This window comes from Corynebacterium sp. LK2590 (assembly GCF_040946105.1).
Lineage (GTDB): Bacteria > Actinomycetota > Actinomycetes > Mycobacteriales > Mycobacteriaceae > Corynebacterium.
Window position 1 is genome coordinate 223,685 of the sequence record NZ_JAYWMH010000001.1, and the last position, 17,465, is coordinate 241,149.

The following is a 17,465-nucleotide window of genomic DNA, read 5'->3' on the forward strand; positions in this document are numbered from 1 at the left end:
CCGGCCTAGGAGGTCGCGGATGCCAGCGGCTTGAGGCGGATGACCGGGCTGCCCAACAGGCTGAGTGGGTCGAGGTAGTCTTCCGCGCCGCGCCGGGCACCCCAGTGCAGGCCGGGCTTGTCGTCGTGCGGGTGGCCCAGCGTGCCGATGACCTGGCCGGCGGCGACGGCCTCGCCGCGGCTGACCCGGGCGTGGACGGGCTCGTAGGTGGTGCGGATGCCATCCGCGTGATCGATGGAGACCACCGGTTTTCCGGCAACCACCCCGGCGAAGGCGACGTGGCCGTCGTCGGCCGCGCGGACCGGGGAGCCAACCGTGAGCGCCAAGTCCACGCCGCGGTGGCCGGCGAGCCAGCGCTGCGCCGGCGGATCGAAGCCGCGCAGAACTTGGCCCGGGGTGGGGGAACCGGAGACGGGATCGACGTAGGCCACGGCGGCCGGGGGAGCGAGCAAGAACAGGAACAGGGTGGTCGAACAGCAGGCGGACAGGATACGGGGAACAATTCGTTTTAAAGTCATGCCTTCACTGTGACCGGGTGGTCGCCGTGGGGAAAGGGGCCGCAGCGCCGCCTGTGGATAACTCGCCGAAATCGGCCGAAGTGGTTGACTCGTCAACACGGGGTTATCCACAGGCACGCTTATGTTTTGGCGCGACCAGGTTTTGCGGCTATTATTGAGCACAGCAGTATGTCTTGTGTGCGTGCCTGAGCTTTTTCATCTTTTCCACGCGCGCGGCGTGCTGACTACGCGCGGCGAAGCCGCTGCCTCCTGCTAGAAGGTGCGCAGCAGTCGCGGCCAACGCGGTCCCCGCGGTTAAAGCGGGGTGTTGGCCACGGCCTTCGTAGCCAGGGTGCGGGATAAAAACCCGCACGAATATTTTGTCCAAAACCAAAACCGAACTAGGAAAGCGAGCGAAACATGGCAGTCGTAACCATGCGCGAGCTCCTCGACGCTGGTGTGCACTTCGGCCACCAGACCCGTCGCTGGAATCCGAAAATGCGCCGTCACATCTTCACCGACCGTAACGGCATCTACATCATTGACCTGCAGCAGACCCTGACCTACATCGATGAGGCCTTCGAGTTCGTCAAGGAGACCGTCGCACACGGCGGCACCATTCTTTTCGTGGGCACCAAGAAGCAGGCTCAGGAAGCTGTCGCCGAAGAGGCCGAGCGCGTTGGTATGCCGTACGTCAACCACCGCTGGCTGGGCGGCATGCTCACCAACTTCCAGACCGTTGCCAAGCGTCTGAAGCGCATGAAGGAGCTTCAGGCCATGGACGCGGCTGAGGACGGCTACAAGGGCCGCACCAAGAAGGAAGTCCTGATGCTCAACCGCGAGCGCACCAAGCTGGAGCGCGTCCTGGGCGGCATCTCCGACATGACCAAGGCTCCGTCCGCACTGTGGATCGTGGACACCAACAAGGAGCACATCGCAGTCAAGGAAGCTCACAAGCTCAACATCCCGGTGGTTGCCATCCTGGATACCAACTGCGACCCGGACGACGTCGACTACCCGATCCCGGGTAACGACGACGCCATCCGCTCCACCAAGCTGCTGACCGGCATCGTCGCCACCGCAGTCGAGGAGGGCCGCAAGGCTCGCGAAGAGCGCCAGCTGGCCGCCGCTAAGGAAGCCGCCGGTGACTCCGCCTCCAAGGAGCAGCGCGACGCCGCTGAGGCCGCCGCCGCTTCCGACCCGGCTTCGGCTACCGAGGCTGAGCAGTCCCCGGACGACGCACTCAAGGTTGAGGGCGAGGTCCAGAAGCCGGAAGGCCAGCAGCCGGCCGGCAACTAAGCCCCTAAAAGGCTAATCCAACAGTTACCCCCGCGCCCCCGGAAACGGTGGGCTCGGGGGGTTTGCTGTAGCGTATGCTGGTGGACGCTTACCTTGGCTAAACACCACCCGCTGTGCGCGCGGTGAGTGTCGAGGCAAGCGGCATGAGCACTGAAGCTTTAGGACAAGCGGGCCCGAGCCCGGCTTGGGGAGTGTAAAAAGGCCACCCTACGCCGGCGGCACCTGAGCTAATCGGCTACGCTTGTGCATCGAACATCGTTTTTTACACAAGGAGGATCGCCCGAATTATGGCGAACTACACTGCTGCAGACGTTAAGGCACTGCGCGAGGCAACCGGTTCCGGCATGCTCGACTGCAAGAAGGCACTCGAGGAAGCTGGCGGCGACTACGACAAGGCCGTCGAGCTGCTGCGCATCAAGGGCGCTAAGTCCGTCTCCAAGCGCGCAGACCGCGAAGCTACTGAGGGCCTCGTGGCCGTGTCCGGCAACACCATGGTCGAGATTAACTGCGAGACCGACTTCGTGGCGAAGAACGAGGACTTCAAGGCTTTCGCCGCCAAGATCGCCGAGGCTGCCGCTGCCGCAAAGGCTAACTCCACCGAGGAGCTCAACGCTGTCGAGATCGACGGCAAGGCTGTCTCCACCCTGATCGACGAAGAGTCCGCCAAGATCGGTGAGAAGCTGCAGGCTCGTCGCGCCGTGACCATCGAGGGCGACAACGTCACTACCTACCTGCACCAGCGCTCCGCCGACCTGCCGCCGGCAGTGGGCGTGCTGGTTGCCTACGAGGGCAACGCCGAGGGCGCACACGCCGTCGCTCTGCAGATCGCCGCTATGAACGCTGAGTACCTGACCCGCGAGGAAGTTCCTTCCGAGATCGTGGAGAAGGAGCGCTCCATCGCGGAGGCCACCACCCGTGAGGAGGGCAAGCCGGAGGCTGCCCTGCCGAAGATCGTGGAAGGCCGCCTGAACGGCTTCTTCAAGTCCGTTGTCCTGCTGGAGCAGGCTTCGGTCTCTGACAACAAGAAGACCGTCAAGCAGGTCGCTGAGGAAGCCGGCACCACCATCACCGGCTTCGTCCGCTACGAGGTCGGCGCCTAATAAGGCCCCAGCCCTAGCGCACTAGGTGCGCGCGCTTTTGCCCCAGGCAAGCTCCTCCCACCCGGGAGAGCTTGCCTGGGGTTTGTCGTATCTTCGGGCAGGCCCGTGCGCGGCGGGGCGGGGCATGGGGAAGCAGGCCACTGGAGTGGGTAGAATGAATTCGACTCGCGTTTAGACGATAAGTCGAAACGAAAGAAACCTTGTTTTACGTTCCATGGCAAAGGAGACGACATGCCTGAAACCACCCCAGAAGGCACAAACAGGACCGGCTACAAGCGCGTAATGCTCAAGCTCGGCGGCGAGATGTTCGGCGGCGGCAAAGTGGGCATCGACCCGGACGTGGTCGAAAACGTGGCCCGGCAGATCGCTGAGGTGGCGAACAACGGCACGGAGATCGCCGTCGTCATCGGCGGCGGCAACTTCTTCCGCGGCGCCGAGCTGTCCCAGCGCGGTATGGACCGCGCCCGCTCCGACTACATGGGCATGCTGGGCACCGTGATGAACTCGCTGGCGCTGCAGGACTTCCTGAAGCAGCTGGGTGTCGACTGCCGCGTGCAGACCTCCATCAACATGGCGCAGATCGCGGAGCCCTACCTGCCGCTGCGCGCCGAGCGCCACCTGGAAAAGGGCCGCGTGGTCATCTTCGGCGCCGGCATGGGCATGCCATACTTCTCCACGGACACCACGGCGGCGCAGCGCGCGCTGGAGATTGGCGCGGAGGTCCTCTTCCTCGCTAAGGCTGTCGACGGCGTCTACTCCGACGACCCGCGCACCAACCCCGACGCGGAGCTCTACAGCGAGATCACCCCGAAGGAAGTCATCGAAAAGGGCCTCAAGGTCGCGGACGCGACCGCCTTCAGCCTGTGCATGGACAACAACATGCCGATCCTGGTCTTCAACCTGCTAGAGGAGGGCAACATCGCCCGCGCCGTGGCGGGCGAACAGATCGGCACTCTGGTCCAGTCCTAATAGCAAAAGAAGCGCTAAACCTGCTAGGGTTTTCCCCAGCTAGTTTCGATATTTCAAGGGAGAAACGTTAACTCATGATCGACGATATTCAACTCAGTGCGGAAGAGCACATGGCCGCCTCGGTGGAGCACACCCGCGAGCAGCTGGTGACCATCCGAACCGGCCGCGCTAACCCGGCCATGTTTAACGGTCTGGTCGCGGAGTACTACGGCGCCCCGACGCCCATCACCCAGATGGCTACCGTGTCGGTCCCGGAGCCGCGCATGCTGCTCATCAAGCCCTACGAGCAGTCCATGATTGGCGAGATCGAAAACGCCATCCGCAACTCCGACCTGGGCGTTAACCCCACTAACGACGGCCACGTGCTGCGCGTTACCGTGCCGCAGCTGACCGAGGAGCGTCGTAAGGAAATGGTCAAGCTGGCCAAGTCCAAGGGTGAGGACGGCAAGATCGCCATCCGTAACATCCGCCGCAAGGCCATGGAGTCGCTGAAGAAGCTGCAGAAGGACGGCGACGCCGGCGAGGACGAGGTCGTGGCCGCCGAGAAGGAGATGGAAAAGATCACCTCCGGCTACATCGAGCAGGTCGATCAGCTCGTCGACAACAAGGAAAACGAGTTGATGGAGGTCTAGCCTCCGCTCGAACGAGATGAGTAGGGTGCCGCCGCGTCACGCAATAGCCTGCCGCGGGGGCCAAGTTTTATTGCCCTTTCGATACTTCTTTGCCGATTGAAGGAATGCCAGTGACCAATCCTGCTTCGTCCGATCCCGCGCCCGCCCAGGCGGCGCCTGCTCGGCGCCACCTGCCGAAGCCGAAGAACGGCGCGGGACGCAACCTCTCGGCCGCCATCGGCGTGGGGGTCGCCCTCGGGGCGTTGGTTATCTTCGCGGTGTGGGTTGGCCCGCTCGCGTGGTACCCGGTGGTCTCCGTCGCCGTCGGCGTGGCCATGTGGGAGGTGCTTACCCGCCTGCGGGAGCATTCCTACCACCTGCCGCGCACGCTGATGATCATCGGCGGGCAGGCCATGGTCTGGATTTCCTGGCTCGCGGAGGCCGGCGGTTTGGTGGCGGTCTACGTGACCGCGGTGCTGGCGCTGATGTTCGGCCGTCTGTTTCACAACGGTCGGCACCGACCGCCGATCCACTACATGCGGGACATGTCGGTCGGCATCTTCGTGCTGACCTGGATCCCCCTCTTCGGCACCTTTGCCGCCATGCTCTCGCGGGTGGAAACCCCGCTGGCCAGCGGCTCGGCCTCCATTTTGACCTTCATGTTGTGCGTGGTGGCCTCGGATACCGGCGGCTATATCGCGGGCGTGATGTTCGGTTCGCACCCGATGGCCCCGGCCGTAAGCCCCAAAAAGTCCTGGGAAGGATTCGCCGGTTCCATCCTGTTCGGCACCGTCGCCGGTGCCCTGAGCGTGAAATTCTTGCTCCACACCGACGCCTGGATCGGCGCGATCATGGGCGTGGGGCTGGTCTTCTGCGCGACCCTGGGCGACCTGGTGGAGTCCCAGTTCAAGCGCGAGCTGGGCATCAAGGACATGTCCGCCATCCTGCCCGGCCACGGCGGCCTGATGGACCGGCTCGACGGCATGCTGCCGTCCGCCATGGTCACCTGGGTCGCGATGTCCTACCTGGCGACCTAGCGGCCGGCGCGCTTGACCTGGCGGCGCAGCTCGAACATGCGCCAGCCGCCGACGCACGCCATAATCAGCGCGCCGGCGATAGCAAACAACAAGAAGGCGATGCCGGCGGGGAAGTCACCGCTCCAGCCCAGGAAGTTGACCGGCACGGACTGCTGGTTCTGCATGATGAAGACGATGAGCAGGATAAGCAACAGGAAGCCGATGATGAGAGCCACCCAGGTGGAGGCGGCGAAGGAACCGGAGACCTTGCCCTTGCCCTGCGGCTTCTCGTCGGTGGCCGGGGTGGTCTCCAGGGCGCCGGAGTCGGCACCTGCTCCGGTGGTGGCGGGGGACTGGGGGTGCGTCGAGCCGGCGCCTTCGTAGGCGTCGGTGTAATCCGGTTCTGCGTTTCGGGAATGTGTCATATAAATATTTAAACGTGTCGCGGGTTGGTTGCGCCACTTCTGGGCCGCGTGGGCGCCGTTAGATTGGGCACTTGGCCCGCAGACGTGCCAAAATGGGAGGCATTATGGCACAGTCTGTGAAACTTAACTTCTCGGCCCCGCGGCGTGGTCTGCCGCCGAAGCACTTCGCCGACCTTTCCCACGAAGAACGCGTAGCCAAGCTCGCGGAACTCGGCCTGCCGAAGTTCCGCGCGAAGCAGCTGGCCCAGCACTACTACGTCCACTACACCAACAACGTCGAGGACATGACCGACGTCCCGGCTAGCGCCCGCCAGGACATCCAGGACGCGCTCTTCCCGGAGCTGATGACCCCGATCAAGCACTCGGGCACGGACGACGGGGAGACCACCAAGTCCCTGTGGCGCCTGCACGACGGGACCCTGCTGGAGTCGGTACTGATGCGCTACCCGGGGCGCGCGACCCTGTGCATCTCCTCCCAGGCCGGCTGCGGCATGGCCTGCCCGTTCTGCGCGACCGGCCAGGGCGGGCTGGACCGCAACCTGTCCACCGCGGAGATCGTCGAGCAGGTCCGTAACGCGGCGAAGGAGATGGCCGCGGAGGGTGGCCGCCTGTCCAACATCGTCTTTATGGGCATGGGGGAGCCGCTGGCCAACTACAAGCGCGTCGTGCAGGCGGTGCGCCAGATCACCGCGCCCGCGCCCTTCGGCTTCGGCATGTCCATGCGCAACGTGACCGTCTCCACCGTCGGCGTGGCCCCGGCCATCCGCAAGCTGGCGGACGAGGACCTCTCCTGCACCCTGGCCGTCTCCCTGCACACCCCGGACGACGAGCTGCGCGACACCCTGGTGCCGATCAACAACCGCTGGTCGGTCGAGGAAGTCTTGGACGCCGCGCGCTACTACGTGGAAAAGACCTCGCGGCGCGTGTCCATCGAGTACGCGCTCATCCGCGACAAGAACGACCAGGACTTCCGCGCCGACATGCTGGGGCGCAAGCTGCACCAGGCGTTGGGCTCCAAGGTCCACGTCAACGTCATCCCGCTGAATCCGACGCCGGGCTCGGAGTGGGACGCGGCCCCGAAGGCGCGCCAGGACGAGTTCGTCCGCCGCGTCCAGGCCCAGGGCGTGCCGTGCACGGTGCGCGACACCAAGGGCCAGGAAATCGCCGCGGCCTGCGGCCAGCTGGCCGCCGAGGAGCGGGACGAGGATTCCGCCGACGCCAAGGAGCCCGCCGGCGTTTAGTTTTAGCCGGCGGGCGGGATAGCCAGCTGATAATCTGGCGGGCATGACGCAGCCCAACTTTCCCCAGCTCGCCGCTGATCCGACCACTCAGGCCTTCGCGGTGCGGGGCCTGAGTAAAGCTTTTTCCGGCACCCCGGCCGTGGACAACCTCAGCCTGGACATCCCGCGCGGTTCGCTTTACGGCATCGTGGGCCCCAACGGCGCCGGCAAGACCACCATGCTGACCATGGCCTGCGGGCTCGTGCGGCCCGACGCCGGGCAGGCCTACCTGGCCGGCCACGACGTGTGGACCGAGCACAACCAAGCGGTCGCCCGCGTCGGGCTGCTCATGGACGGCGCCCCGGTTTTTGATCGCCTGAGCGGTCCGGAGTACCTCTACTACCTGGGCGCGCTGCGGGGGATGGACGAATCCGTGGTGGCCAGCCGCTCCGAGGAGCTGCTAGCGGCGCTGCAGCTTGCCGATGCCGGCTCCAAGTACATCGCGGACTATTCGGCCGGCATGTCCAAGAAGATCCTGCTGGCCGGCGCCCTGCTGCACGCCCCGGACGTGCTGGTGCTAGACGAGCCCCTGGAGGCGGTGGATCCGGTCTCCGGCCGGCTTATCCAGTCGATCCTGGGGGAGTTCGTCGCCGGCGGCAAGACCGTGATTTTGTCCTCCCACGTGATGGAGCTGGTCGAGGGGCTCTGCGATCACGTCGCGGTGATCCACCGCGGGCGGGTGGCCACCTGCGGCCACGTCGATAACGTGCGCCAGGGCCGCAGCCTGACCGACCTGTTCATCGAGCTGACCGGCGGCGGCTCCCTGGCCGAGGGCTCCCTGGGCTGGCTGCGGGGTGGCCGCGATGACTAAGAAATCGGTGCCCGCCACGCTGTTTTCCCTGCACCGCACGCTGTGGACGCGCAGCTTTAAGTCCAACCCGTCCCAGACCTGGCTGGTGGCGCTTTTCGCCCTCTACGCGCTCATTGGCCTGGCCAGCGTGACCCTGAACGTCGGCCTGGAGGTCTCCGAAGGGCCGGGGCGTTTCCACGCCCTGACCGGTGCCGTCGCCCTGGGCACGGCGGCGCTGATCGTCATCAGCATCTTCATGCCCGCCGGGGAGCGGCAGGTCGGTCCGCTGGATCTGCGCGGCCTGCCCATCGACGCCGCCACGGCCGAGCGCGGGCTCGCGCGGGTGGCGCTGTGGTCCAGCCGCGTCTTCATCGCCGCTGCGGTCACGCTCATCTTCGCGGCGGCCGGATCCCTCATCCTGGCGGCAAACGGCGCCGCCTCGATGATCGTGGTCTTCGTCCTGGGCCAGGTCTTCTCGCTCGCGCTGGCGGTGGTGTGGACCGAGGTCATCGCGGGCGCAGCGCAGCTGGTGGTCAAGGAGATGGGGGCCAGCAAGTCGCGGACGTCGATGATTTCCGGACTCGGCTTCGTGCTGGTTATTTTCGGCTTCGTCGCCGTCCAAAACCTGAGCGTCGACGGCCTGCCCATCGTCGGCTTCGGCGAGGTCGCCGCCTGGACGCCGTTGGGCGCCGGCATGGGCTGGGCGGCATCGATAGCCAACGGGCAGTGGGCGCAGGCTTTAGGCCAGCTGCTGGCCGCCGTGGCCTTTTTGGCCTTGGGGCTGTGGCTGTGGCGCCGGCAGACCGCCCGCGGCGTCCGCCAGGCCTACGAGTCGGCACCCCAGGCCTCGGAAGGCACGCGGGCCCAGGGCGTGGGCGCCCTGCGGCTTCCGGGCCTGCCCTATGCCAGCCCGGCGGCGATGGAATACAAGCGCGTGCTCCGGTACTTTATCCGCGATACGCGGCTGTCGTCCACGCTTCTGCTCCTGCCGGTAATGATCATCTTCGCCGTCGTGATGAGCCTCGGCGGCCGCGGGGTGGAAGGGTTGTTCTTCCTGGCCTTTACGGGGGTCTTGGGCGGGATCAGCGCCTCCAACGATTTCGGCTACGCCGGGCCCAGCAACTGGGTGACCATGATGACGCCGCTGCGCCCGCGGGTCTTCCTCTACGCCCGCCACCTGGCCATGATCACCCCGGGCGTTATCGCGGCGGTCGTCCTCTTCGTCATCTTGCTTATCATTCAGCCCGATCCTTCGCTGACCGCGCTCGTGGGCGTGGCCACCCTCGGCCTGCTGCTGTCGGCCTGCGGGCTGTCCATGGTGATGACCACCTTCAACCCGTATCCCATGTCCGCGCCCGGGGCGAACCCCTGGACGGACAAGTCCGGCATGCAGGCCGCGGCGTTTATTAGCGCCTTCGTCGTACTGCTGGCCGGCTGGCTGCCGATCGCCCCCGGCGCCGTCCTGATGACCATCGGGGTGAGCCAGTCCTCGGCCCTGCTCACCGGCCTGGGCGTGCTGGTTACCGTGGCCCTGCCCGCGGCGATTTACGCGACGGCCTGGGTACTCTGCGGCAAGCGCGTGGATAAGCAGATGCCGGAGATCTACGCCAAGGTTGGCACCTACGTGAAGTAGCGCGGCGAAGGGCCACCTGCCGTGGATACGAAAAAGCCGCCGGCCCCGGGAAGGGGACTGGCGGCTTTAGTCTTGCGCGGTTAAGTGCTTTTTAACGCTCAACCTGGGCGGTCGGAACGGCCTTGCCGGTGGCCTCGACGGCCTCGCCGACGCGCAGGTGGGACACGCGAGAGGGCTCGATGTTCAGGGCGCGCAGCTGGGAGTCGGTCAGCTCGGCGTAGGGGCCGCCGAGGGTCTTTTGCTCGTAGGTCCAGTCCAGCTCCTGGTAGCCCTCCGGCTGGTTGCGGGCGGTGATGGTGCGCACCTGCTTCATCTTCGGCTGGAAGAGGTCGATGATGAGGCCGATGGCGATCAGCGCGGCGAAGAGGAAGAGGTAGATGGTCTCCACGTGGCCGTGGTGGTTACCGAAGTTGTAGCCCAGCAGGATCAGGACGGTGATCCAGCCGGCGACCTGAACACCGGTATGCGGGGTCCGGGACCAGCCGAACTCTGCCGAGGGGACGTCATCGGTGGAAACTCCGCCGTGGACCTCAGGAACCAACTTGTGGGAAGACACGTGCACTCCTTTTGCGTGTGCGCCTTAAGCCCACGCCCCAGGCCGGGGCGCGGCACGGCGCTATAGGCCAACTATCTGGGCCCTATTTTAGAACATTGACGCGGGCCCGTGCGATCGAACACCCCCGCCGCGCGGGGGCGGGGAAGCTACTACTCTAGGACGGGTGAGTATTAAGCGCGTTCTGATCCTGGGATCTACCGGCTCTATCGGTACCCAAGCAGTGGAAGTCATCCGGGCCAACCCCGAGAAATTCGCGGTCGTGGGCATCGCCGCCGGAGGCCGTGACCCGCAAGCCATCATCGAACAGGCCCGGCAACTCAACCTTTCGGCTAACCACGTCGCGGTGGCCAACACCGAAGCGGCCGCGGAGGTCTCGGCGGCGCTGGGCGGGCAGGTCATCGCCGGCCCGGACTCCGCGGAGGAGCTCACCCGGGCAGTCGCCGCGGATACGGTGCTCAACGCCTTGGTCGGTTCGCTCGGGCTCAAGGCCACCCTGGCTGCCATTGAGACCGGCGCTTACCTCGCGCTGGCCAACAAGGAGTCCCTGGTCGCCGGCGGCGCCCTGGTCACCAACGCCGCCCGCGAGGGGCAAATCGTGCCGGTGGATTCGGAGCACTCCGCCATGGCCCAGGCGCTGCTGGCGGGTCGGCGCGGCGAGCTGCGCTCGCTGGTGCTGACCGCCTCGGGCGGGCCGTTCCGGGGCTGGACCCGCGAGCAGATGTGGGAGGTGACCCCGCAGCAGGCCGCCCAGCACCCGACGTGGTCGATGGGGCAGATGAACACCCTGAACTCGGCCACGCTCATCAACAAGGGGCTGGAGCTTATCGAGGCGACGTTGCTCTTCGACGTGCCCGCCGCCGACATCGAGGTGACCGTGCACCCGCAGTCCATCGTGCACTCGATGGCCACCTTCGTCGACGGCTGCACCATGGCGCAGGCCTCCCCGCCGTCGATGAAGCTGCCGATCTCCCTCGCCCTCGACTGGCCGAACCGCGTGCCGGATGCGGCCCCGGCGCTGGACTTTAGCAACGCCTACACGTGGGAATTCGAGCCGCTCGACGACGAGTCCTTCCCCGCGGTGCAGCTGGCCCGCCAAGTGGCGACCACCGGCGGCAGCCACCCGGCGGTATATAACGCGGCGAACGAGGAAGCGGCCGCGGCCTTCTTGGCCGGGCGGATTCACTTCCCGCGCATCGTGGACATCGTGGGCGAAGTGGTAGGTGACTGCGCGGGTTATGCTGGTGTACCCTCAAGCGTCGACGACGTCCTCGCGGTCGAGCGTGAGGCCCGCGCCCGCGCGAACGAGCGCGTGGATTACTACGCCCGCTAGCCAGCTAGAAAGCAGTACTGTTAATGGCCAACATCTTGGGGATAGTCCTGTTCGCCTTGGGCATCGGGATTACCATCGCCCTGCACGAGGCGGGGCATATGCTCACCGCCCGCGCCTTCGGGATGCGGGTGCGGCGCTATTTCATCGGCTTCGGGCCCAAGATTGTGGGCTTTACCCGCGGGCATACCGAATACGGGCTGGCCGTCCTGCCGGTCGGCGGTTTCTGCGATATTGCGGGCATGACCCCGCAGGACGAATTCCTCACCGAGGAGGAAAAGCCCCATGCAATGTACACCAAGCCGTGGTGGCAGCGCATCGCGGTGCTCAGCGGCGGCGTGGCCGTGAACCTGGTCCTGGGCTTTTTGATCCTCTTCATCGTCGCCCAGACCGCGGGCCTGCCGGATCCGAAGGCGGACTACCGCCCGCGCGTGGGCGAGACCGTCTGTAGTGCGGCCGCGGATGCCGCCGGGAATATCCAGCCGTGCCAGGGGGATGGCCCCGCGGCCGCGGCCGGGGTGCGCCCGGGCGACGTCATCCTGACCCTGAACGGGGAAGAGGTACCGGATTTCACGGCCCTGCGCGACGAGGTCCTCCAGCTGCCGGGCGAGACCGTCGAGCTGGGCATCGAGCGCGACGGCCAGGCCCGCACCGTCGAGGTGGCACTCGACACCGTCCTGCGCCCGAACCCGCAGGGCGAGCTGGTCGAGGCCGGGTCTATCGGGCTGGTCAACCAGCCGCTGGACACGGTCCGGCAGTACGGCTTCTGGGAGGCGTGGCCGGCCACCTGGCACTACTCCTGGAACATGCTGGAGGCGACCGTCGAGGGCATCAAGCAATTCCCGGCGAAAATCCCGGGAGTGGTGGCCTCCATCTTCGGCGCCGAGCGCGACGAGCAGGGCCCGATGTCGGTCGTGGGCGCCTCCCGCGTGGGCGGTGAGCTGGTGGAAAACGACCTGTGGGCGGCGTTTTTCATGATGCTGGCGACGCTGAACTTCTTCCTGGCCTTGTTCAATCTCATACCGCTCCCGCCGTTTGACGGCGGCCACATCGCGGTCGTCATCTACGAAAAGATCCGCGACTTCTTCCGGCGTTTGGCCGGCAAGCAACCCGCTGGCCCGGCGGACTACACCAAGCTCATGCCCGTGACTTATGCGATCGCGGCGGCGCTGCTCGCCGTGGGTCTGGTCATTATCGTCGCGGACGTGGTCAACCCCATCCGGCTCTTCGGCTGACCGGACCGCCCCAGCGCAGGCGTCGGAGCGCGCCCGGCAGTGCTAAAGTGGGGGCGTTATCGGTAGTACCGCACAACCTGTCCCTACTTTTCCTTCGCAAGTGCCGGCCCGCAGCGGGCGGGCACCCGCGGAGGGGCGAGGACAGGCCGGCAAATCAGACAAGCAAGGAGCGTGCATGTCAACCTCTATTGGTCTCGGCATCCCCGAAGGACCGCCGCCTACCCTGGCCCCGCGGCGTAAGACCCGCCAGCTTTCCGTCGGCCCCGTCGGCGTGGGCTCGGAGCACCCGATCTCGGTCCAGTCGATGACCAACACCAAAACGCACGACATCAACGCCACGCTGCAGCAGATCGCACAGCTGACCGCGTCCGGCTGCGACATCGTGCGCGTGGCCTGCCCGAAGCCCATCGACGCCGAGGCGCTGCCGGCCATCGCGAAGAAGTCGCCGATCCCGGTCATCGCGGACATCCACTTCCAGCCGAAGTACATCTTCCAGGCCATCGAGGCCGGCTGTGCCGCGGTGCGCGTGAACCCCGGCAACATTAAGGAGTTCGACGGCCGCGTCAAGGAGGTCGCGCAGGCGGCCGGGGACGCCGGCATCCCGATCCGTATCGGCGTCAACGGCGGCTCCCTGGACAAGCGCCTGCTGGAAAAGTACGGCAAGGCCACCCCGGAGGCTCTGGTTGAGTCCGCCATCTGGGAGGCCGGCCTGTTCGAGGAGCACGGCTTCGGCGACATCGCCATCTCCGTTAAGCACTCCGACCCAGTTCTCATGGTGGAGGCCTACCGCCAGCTGGCCGAGCAGACCGACTACCCGCTGCACCTGGGCGTTACCGAGGCCGGCCCGAAGTTCATGGGCACCATCAAGTCCTCGGTGGCCTTCGGTTCGCTGCTGTCCCAGGGCATCGGCGACACCATCCGCGTGTCCCTGTCGGCCGACCCGGTGGAAGAGATCAAGGTGGGCGACCAGATCCTGCAGTCGCTGAACCTGCGCCCGCGCAAGCTGGAGATCGTCTCCTGCCCGTCGTGTGGCCGCGCCCAGGTGGATGTCTACACCTTGGCCGAAGAGGTCACCGCCGGCCTCGACGGGATGGAATTCCCGCTGCGCGTGGCCGTCATGGGCTGCGTGGTCAACGGCCCGGGCGAGGCTCGCGATGCCGACTTGGGCGTTGCCTCCGGCAACGGCAAGGGCCAGATCTTCGTCAAGGGCGAGGTCATCAAGACCGTGCCGGAGGACAAGATCGTCGAAACGCTGATCGAGGAAGCTCAGCGCATCGCTGAGGAAGAGGGCATGGAAGCCGTCGAGGACGCCAAGGCCGAGGTCCGCGTCACTAAGTAACAAATTGGCCTAGGCCGGCGCGAAAGATGTGTTGGTCACGGCCCGCAGCCACCGCTTGAGTAATGTTTGCACATATGAAAAAGGCGGTGGCTTTGCTGTGCGTAACAGCGTTAGGTAGTAGCGGGGTAGTGGCCTGCACGCCGAAGCCTCCCTCAGTCGAGCCGGTCGCCGAGGAGGTCTTCACGGCCCTCGAGGAAGGCGATCCGCAGTCCCTGGATGGGCTGGTCGACAACGCCGCGGCCACGCAACAGGTCTTCCAGGAAAGCTACGACGGTCTGCAGGCCGAGGGCGTGGACTTCGAGCTGGCCGGCGTCAACAGCCACGATCCCGGCTACGCGACGGTGGATTACTCGGTGACGTGGACGCTGCCGCGGGACCGGCAGCTGCATTACGACACCCAGATGGCGCTGACCAAGTCCAACGACGAATGGACCGTGCGTTGGCAGCCGTCGATGATCCATCCCAAGCTGGGGGCGAACCAGCACTTGGAGCTGCGCGCCATCGAGGCCGAGCGGGCCGGGGTGATCAGCTCGGACGGGGTGGAGCTGCTCAGGCCGGGCACGGAGTTCCGCCTCCTGGTGGACGGGGAGAAGACCACCTCGCCCCGCGGCCTGGCCGCGCGGATTTCCGACGCGGCCTCCCGGGCCCAGGCCGAGGATGAGACCGTCGGCGATATCGACGCCAAGGAGCTGGCCAAGACGCTGGAGGCCAACACCGGCACCTATTCGGTGGGGATGTACAGCGAGGCGGCCGGCAAGATCCTGCAGGAAGAGCTGGCCGGGGTGGACGCGGTCCGGCTCAACGAGGAACCGGCGCTGGTGACCAAAGACCCCGGCTTTGCGCCCGACATTATGTCGCGCGTGCGTTCCCTGGTCCAGGACGACGTGGACGGCAACAACGGCTGGAGTATCGCCGTGGTCAACGAGCACGGCGCGGCGCTCAGCGACGTCGAGCGGCACGCCCCGGAGCCGGCTCCAGCGCTGAAGGTGGGCATCGACTACGACGTCCAGCGCGCCGCCCAGGAAGCCGTCAACGCCCGCTCGGGGCAGGAAGCCATGATGGTGGCGATGCGCCCCTCGACGGGCGAGATTCTCGCCGTCGCCCAGACCACGGAGGCCGACAAGAAGGGCGATTTGGCCCTGCAGGGCCAGTACCCGCCGGGCTCGGTATTCAAAATCATCACCGCCGGGGCGGGCGTTGTCCACCAGGGCCTGGACCCCAGCACGATCGTGCCGTGCCCCGGCACGATGGATATCTACGGCCGCGTGGTGACCAACTACAACGGCTTCGCGCTGGGCGATGTCCCGCTCGAGCGGGCTTTCGCCCAGTCGTGCAACACGACCTTCGCCGATATCTCCACCAAGCTGGATCCGGGCGAACTGAAAGACATGTCCAAGTCCTTCGGCCTGGGCATCGACTACGAGGTGCCGGGGCTAAACACCATCACCGGCTCGGTCCCGGTGGGTGAGGAGCCGCTGGAACGCACGGAGGCCGGCTACGGCCAGGGCCACGACCTGGCCAGCCCGTTCGGTATGGCGCTGGTCTCGGCGACGGTGGCGGCCGGCAAGCGACCGGTGCCCACCCTGCTGGCCGGCCGGGAGACCAAGGCCAGCGAGGACGTCAACGGTCCCACCCCGGAGGTCATCGAGAAACTGCGGCAGATGATGCGGGCGACGGTGACCAACGGTACGGCCTCCGGCATGCAGGCCGGAGGGGAAATCCACGGCAAGACCGGCGAGGCCGAGATCAACGAGGGCTCGCACGCCTGGTTCACCGGTTACCGCGCCGACGACGATATCGCCTTTGCCACCCTGGTGGTCCTGGGCGGCGGCTCGGAGGTCTCCGTGGCGATGACGGACAGCTTCTTCCAGAAACTGGACCAGTACCGCGCCGAGCCGGATCCGGACACCCCGCCGGCCCCGGCCGAGAACTAGCGCGCGCCGCCGACAGCGCCCACGACGCCGGAACCCGGCGGGTCGCGCAGGCGTCATGGGGACTACGATGGAGACCATGACTAACCGCGGAAAACTGCAACCTGGTAAAGAAACTCCCGTGCGCACGGTCGATGAGTCCATCGAGCGCCCCGAATACGTCTGGAAGGACACGGTCCAAGAAAATATCGGGGAGCCGTTCGTCCAGACCCCGGAGACCATCGAGGCCATGCGTGAGGCCTCCAAGATCGCGGCCAACGCCCTGCAGGAGGCCGGCAAGGCGGTCGCCCCGGGTGTCACCACCGACGAGGTCGATCGCGTGGCGCACGAGTACATGTGCGACCACGGCGCTTACCCGTCGACCCTGGGGTATATGGGCTTCCCGAAGTCGTGCTGCATTTCCCTCAACGAGATTGTCTGCCACGGCATCCCGGATAGCACCGTGATTGAGGACGGCGACATCGTCAACATCGACGTCACCGCGTACAAGAACGGCGTGCACGGCGACACCAACGCCACCTTCCTCGCCGGCAACGTCTCCGAGGAGCACAAGCTGCTGGTCGAGCGCACCAAGGAAGCGATGATGCGCGGCATCAAGGCCGCCAAGCCGGGCCGCGAGGTCAACGTCATCGGCCGCGTCATCGAGTCTTATGCCAAGCGCTTCGGTTACAACGTCGTCGAGGACTTCACCGGCCACGGCGTGGGCCCGACCTTCCACAACGGCTTGGTCGTGCTGCACTACGACTCCATGGCCTACCGCAACGTCCTGGAGCCGGGCATGACCCTGACCATCGAGCCGATGATCAACCTGGGCTCCCTGGATTACGACATCTGGTCCAACGGCTGGACCGTGCAGAACAAGGACGGCAAGTTCACCGCCCAGTTCGAGCACACCCTGGTCATTACCGAGGACGGCAACGAGATCCTCACCCTCCCGGACGAGAACTAGGCACCCTTCATCCCCGCCGGCGCCCACGCCGAGCGGGGAGAAGACATAAAAAAGGCGCCGGCCCCACAAGGGGACCGGCGCTTTAGCGTATTCGAGTTAACGCTTTACTTGAACAGGCCGTCGAAGATGTGGCCCGGCAGGATGCCGTTGAACACAGCGTAGTTGTAAGCAGCGATCAGGCCGCCAACCAGGGACAGAACGCCGCCGGCGATGGTGGCGTCGCGGAACAGGACGTCCCACTTCGGAAGCTGGTCGTTCTCGACCTTTTCCTGGCCGAGGGTGTCAACGCCGGTAGCCTGGTGTTCATCCTTAACGACGGCATTGCCATTCTCATCCAGATCCCAAGCGCCCAGGTCCTTGCCCCACTTGGAGGACAGGGAGCCGATGGAGCTGGACTTGGTCTCCTCGGAGACGTTGTCCTCGGCGGAGGCGATGGCGGTGCCGGAGAAGGCGACGGTCAGAGCGGTGGCGGCAGCAACAGCTGCGGTGCGGAAGTTACGCATTTTAG

General features: G+C 66.0%; 17 protein-coding genes. 13 read left to right on the plus strand and 4 right to left on the minus strand.

What is annotated here, in order from left to right; genetic code table 11:
• Positions 1 to 5: 5 nt before the first annotated feature.
• Positions 6 to 518 (minus strand): M23 family metallopeptidase, encoded by a 513-nt coding sequence (locus VVR85_RS01020; protein ID WP_368519112.1) that lies wholly within the window; start codon positions 516 to 518, stop codon positions 6 to 8.
• Between the two features lie 399 nt (positions 519 to 917).
• Between VVR85_RS01020 and rpsB the strand changes: the two genes are divergently transcribed.
• From rpsB to VVR85_RS01045, 5 genes are all read left to right on the plus strand, one after another.
• Positions 918 to 1,796, plus strand: a complete 879-nt coding sequence (gene rpsB / locus VVR85_RS01025) for a 30S ribosomal protein S2 (RefSeq protein ID WP_368519113.1) — start codon at positions 918 to 920, stop codon at positions 1,794 to 1,796.
• A gap of 287 nt (positions 1,797 to 2,083) precedes the next feature.
• Complete coding sequence (gene tsf / locus VVR85_RS01030) at positions 2,084 to 2,896, plus strand: translation elongation factor Ts (protein WP_368519114.1); 813 nt, start codon at positions 2,084 to 2,086, stop codon at positions 2,894 to 2,896.
• A gap of 231 nt (positions 2,897 to 3,127) precedes the next feature.
• Entirely contained in the window at positions 3,128 to 3,865 is a 738-nt protein-coding gene (gene pyrH, locus VVR85_RS01035; RefSeq protein ID WP_290222259.1) for a UMP kinase, read from the plus strand.
• Positions 3,866 to 3,939: 74 nt separating this feature from the next.
• Positions 3,940 to 4,497 (plus strand): ribosome recycling factor, encoded by a 558-nt coding sequence (gene frr / locus VVR85_RS01040; RefSeq protein WP_368519115.1) that lies wholly within the window; start codon positions 3,940 to 3,942, stop codon positions 4,495 to 4,497.
• A 104-nt stretch (positions 4,498 to 4,601) separates the two neighbouring features.
• Positions 4,602 to 5,513, plus strand: a complete 912-nt coding sequence (locus VVR85_RS01045; protein WP_409338161.1) for a phosphatidate cytidylyltransferase — start codon at positions 4,602 to 4,604, stop codon at positions 5,511 to 5,513.
• Here VVR85_RS01045 and VVR85_RS01050 read toward each other — a convergent pair.
• A complete protein-coding gene (locus VVR85_RS01050; protein ID WP_368519117.1) occupies positions 5,510 to 5,917 on the minus strand; it encodes a lipopolysaccharide assembly LapA domain-containing protein in 408 nt (135 codons plus the stop codon). The genes VVR85_RS01045 and VVR85_RS01050 overlap by 4 nt on opposite strands.
• A gap of 104 nt (positions 5,918 to 6,021) precedes the next feature.
• Between VVR85_RS01050 and rlmN the strand changes: the two genes are divergently transcribed.
• The 3 genes from rlmN to VVR85_RS01065 are packed head-to-tail and all read left to right on the plus strand — an operon-like array spanning position 6,022 to position 9,620.
• Positions 6,022 to 7,158 carry a 23S rRNA (adenine(2503)-C(2))-methyltransferase RlmN gene (gene rlmN / locus VVR85_RS01055; RefSeq protein WP_368519118.1) on the plus strand — a complete coding sequence of 379 codons (1,137 nt, stop codon included), beginning with the start codon at positions 6,022 to 6,024 and terminating at the stop codon, positions 7,156 to 7,158.
• A gap of 43 nt (positions 7,159 to 7,201) precedes the next feature.
• Complete coding sequence (locus VVR85_RS01060) at positions 7,202 to 8,008, plus strand: ABC transporter ATP-binding protein (RefSeq protein WP_368519119.1); 807 nt, start codon at positions 7,202 to 7,204, stop codon at positions 8,006 to 8,008.
• Positions 8,001 to 9,620 (plus strand): hypothetical protein, encoded by a 1,620-nt coding sequence (locus tag VVR85_RS01065; protein ID WP_368519120.1) that lies wholly within the window; start codon positions 8,001 to 8,003, stop codon positions 9,618 to 9,620. Before VVR85_RS01060 ends, VVR85_RS01065 begins: the two co-directional genes overlap by 8 nt.
• A gap of 91 nt (positions 9,621 to 9,711) precedes the next feature.
• Here the strand turns inward: VVR85_RS01065 and VVR85_RS01070 are convergent, their stop codons facing one another.
• Positions 9,712 to 10,176 (minus strand): DUF2631 domain-containing protein, encoded by a 465-nt coding sequence (locus tag VVR85_RS01070; protein ID WP_368519121.1) that lies wholly within the window; start codon positions 10,174 to 10,176, stop codon positions 9,712 to 9,714.
• A gap of 163 nt (positions 10,177 to 10,339) precedes the next feature.
• Between VVR85_RS01070 and dxr the strand changes: the two genes are divergently transcribed.
• The 5 genes from dxr (at position 10,340) to map (ending at position 16,957) form a co-directional block, all read left to right on the plus strand.
• Positions 10,340 to 11,506: a 1-deoxy-D-xylulose-5-phosphate reductoisomerase gene (gene dxr / locus VVR85_RS01075; protein WP_368519122.1), complete on the plus strand. Its 1,167-nt coding sequence runs from the start codon at positions 10,340 to 10,342 to the stop codon at positions 11,504 to 11,506.
• A gap of 23 nt (positions 11,507 to 11,529) precedes the next feature.
• The gene (locus VVR85_RS01080; RefSeq protein WP_368519123.1) at positions 11,530 to 12,738 is read left to right on the plus strand and encodes an RIP metalloprotease; all 1,209 of its coding nucleotides are present in this window, start codon (positions 11,530 to 11,532) and stop codon (positions 12,736 to 12,738) included.
• A gap of 175 nt (positions 12,739 to 12,913) precedes the next feature.
• Positions 12,914 to 14,077: a flavodoxin-dependent (E)-4-hydroxy-3-methylbut-2-enyl-diphosphate synthase gene (ispG, locus tag VVR85_RS01085; protein WP_368519124.1), complete on the plus strand. Its 1,164-nt coding sequence runs from the start codon at positions 12,914 to 12,916 to the stop codon at positions 14,075 to 14,077.
• A 74-nt stretch (positions 14,078 to 14,151) separates the two neighbouring features.
• Entirely contained in the window at positions 14,152 to 16,011 is a 1,860-nt protein-coding gene (locus tag VVR85_RS01090) for a penicillin-binding transpeptidase domain-containing protein (protein WP_368519125.1), read from the plus strand.
• 76 nt (positions 16,012 to 16,087) lie between these two features.
• Positions 16,088 to 16,957, plus strand: coding sequence for a type I methionyl aminopeptidase (gene map / locus VVR85_RS01095; RefSeq protein WP_368519126.1), 870 nt, complete (start codon positions 16,088 to 16,090; stop codon positions 16,955 to 16,957).
• Between the two features lie 104 nt (positions 16,958 to 17,061).
• Here the strand turns inward: map and VVR85_RS01100 are convergent, their stop codons facing one another.
• On the minus strand, positions 17,062 to 17,460 hold the full coding sequence (locus VVR85_RS01100) for a hypothetical protein (protein WP_368519127.1): 399 nt from the start codon (positions 17,458 to 17,460) through the stop codon (positions 17,062 to 17,064).
• Between the last annotated feature and the right edge of the window lie 5 nt (positions 17,461 to 17,465).

What these genes read in the sequence shown, in the direction of transcription:
- VVR85_RS01065 (WP_368519120.1), top strand. Translation starts at nt 8,001, where the DNA reads ATGACTAAGAAATCGGTGCCCGCCACGCTGTTTTCCCTGCACCGCACG.
- frr (WP_368519115.1), top strand. Translation starts at nt 3,940, where the DNA reads ATGATCGACGATATTCAACTCAGTGCGGAAGAGCACATGGCCGCCTCG.
- VVR85_RS01080 (WP_368519123.1), top strand. Translation starts at nt 11,530, where the DNA reads ATGGCCAACATCTTGGGGATAGTCCTGTTCGCCTTGGGCATCGGGATT.
- pyrH (WP_290222259.1), top strand. Translation starts at nt 3,128, where the DNA reads ATGCCTGAAACCACCCCAGAAGGCACAAACAGGACCGGCTACAAGCGC.
- ispG (WP_368519124.1), top strand. Translation starts at nt 12,914, where the DNA reads ATGTCAACCTCTATTGGTCTCGGCATCCCCGAAGGACCGCCGCCTACC.
- VVR85_RS01100 (WP_368519127.1), bottom strand. Translation starts at nt 17,460, where the DNA reads ATGCGTAACTTCCGCACCGCAGCTGTTGCTGCCGCCACCGCTCTGACC.
- VVR85_RS01060 (WP_368519119.1), top strand. Translation starts at nt 7,202, where the DNA reads ATGACGCAGCCCAACTTTCCCCAGCTCGCCGCTGATCCGACCACTCAG.
- map (WP_368519126.1), top strand. Translation starts at nt 16,088, where the DNA reads ATGACTAACCGCGGAAAACTGCAACCTGGTAAAGAAACTCCCGTGCGC.
- rlmN (WP_368519118.1), top strand. Translation starts at nt 6,022, where the DNA reads ATGGCACAGTCTGTGAAACTTAACTTCTCGGCCCCGCGGCGTGGTCTG.
- VVR85_RS01020 (WP_368519112.1), bottom strand. Translation starts at nt 518, where the DNA reads ATGACTTTAAAACGAATTGTTCCCCGTATCCTGTCCGCCTGCTGTTCG.
- tsf (WP_368519114.1), top strand. Translation starts at nt 2,084, where the DNA reads ATGGCGAACTACACTGCTGCAGACGTTAAGGCACTGCGCGAGGCAACC.
- VVR85_RS01050 (WP_368519117.1), bottom strand. Translation starts at nt 5,917, where the DNA reads ATGACACATTCCCGAAACGCAGAACCGGATTACACCGACGCCTACGAA.
- VVR85_RS01045 (WP_409338161.1), top strand. Translation starts at nt 4,602, where the DNA reads ATGCCAGTGACCAATCCTGCTTCGTCCGATCCCGCGCCCGCCCAGGCG.
- rpsB (WP_368519113.1), top strand. Translation starts at nt 918, where the DNA reads ATGGCAGTCGTAACCATGCGCGAGCTCCTCGACGCTGGTGTGCACTTC.
- VVR85_RS01090 (WP_368519125.1), top strand. Translation starts at nt 14,152, where the DNA reads ATGAAAAAGGCGGTGGCTTTGCTGTGCGTAACAGCGTTAGGTAGTAGC.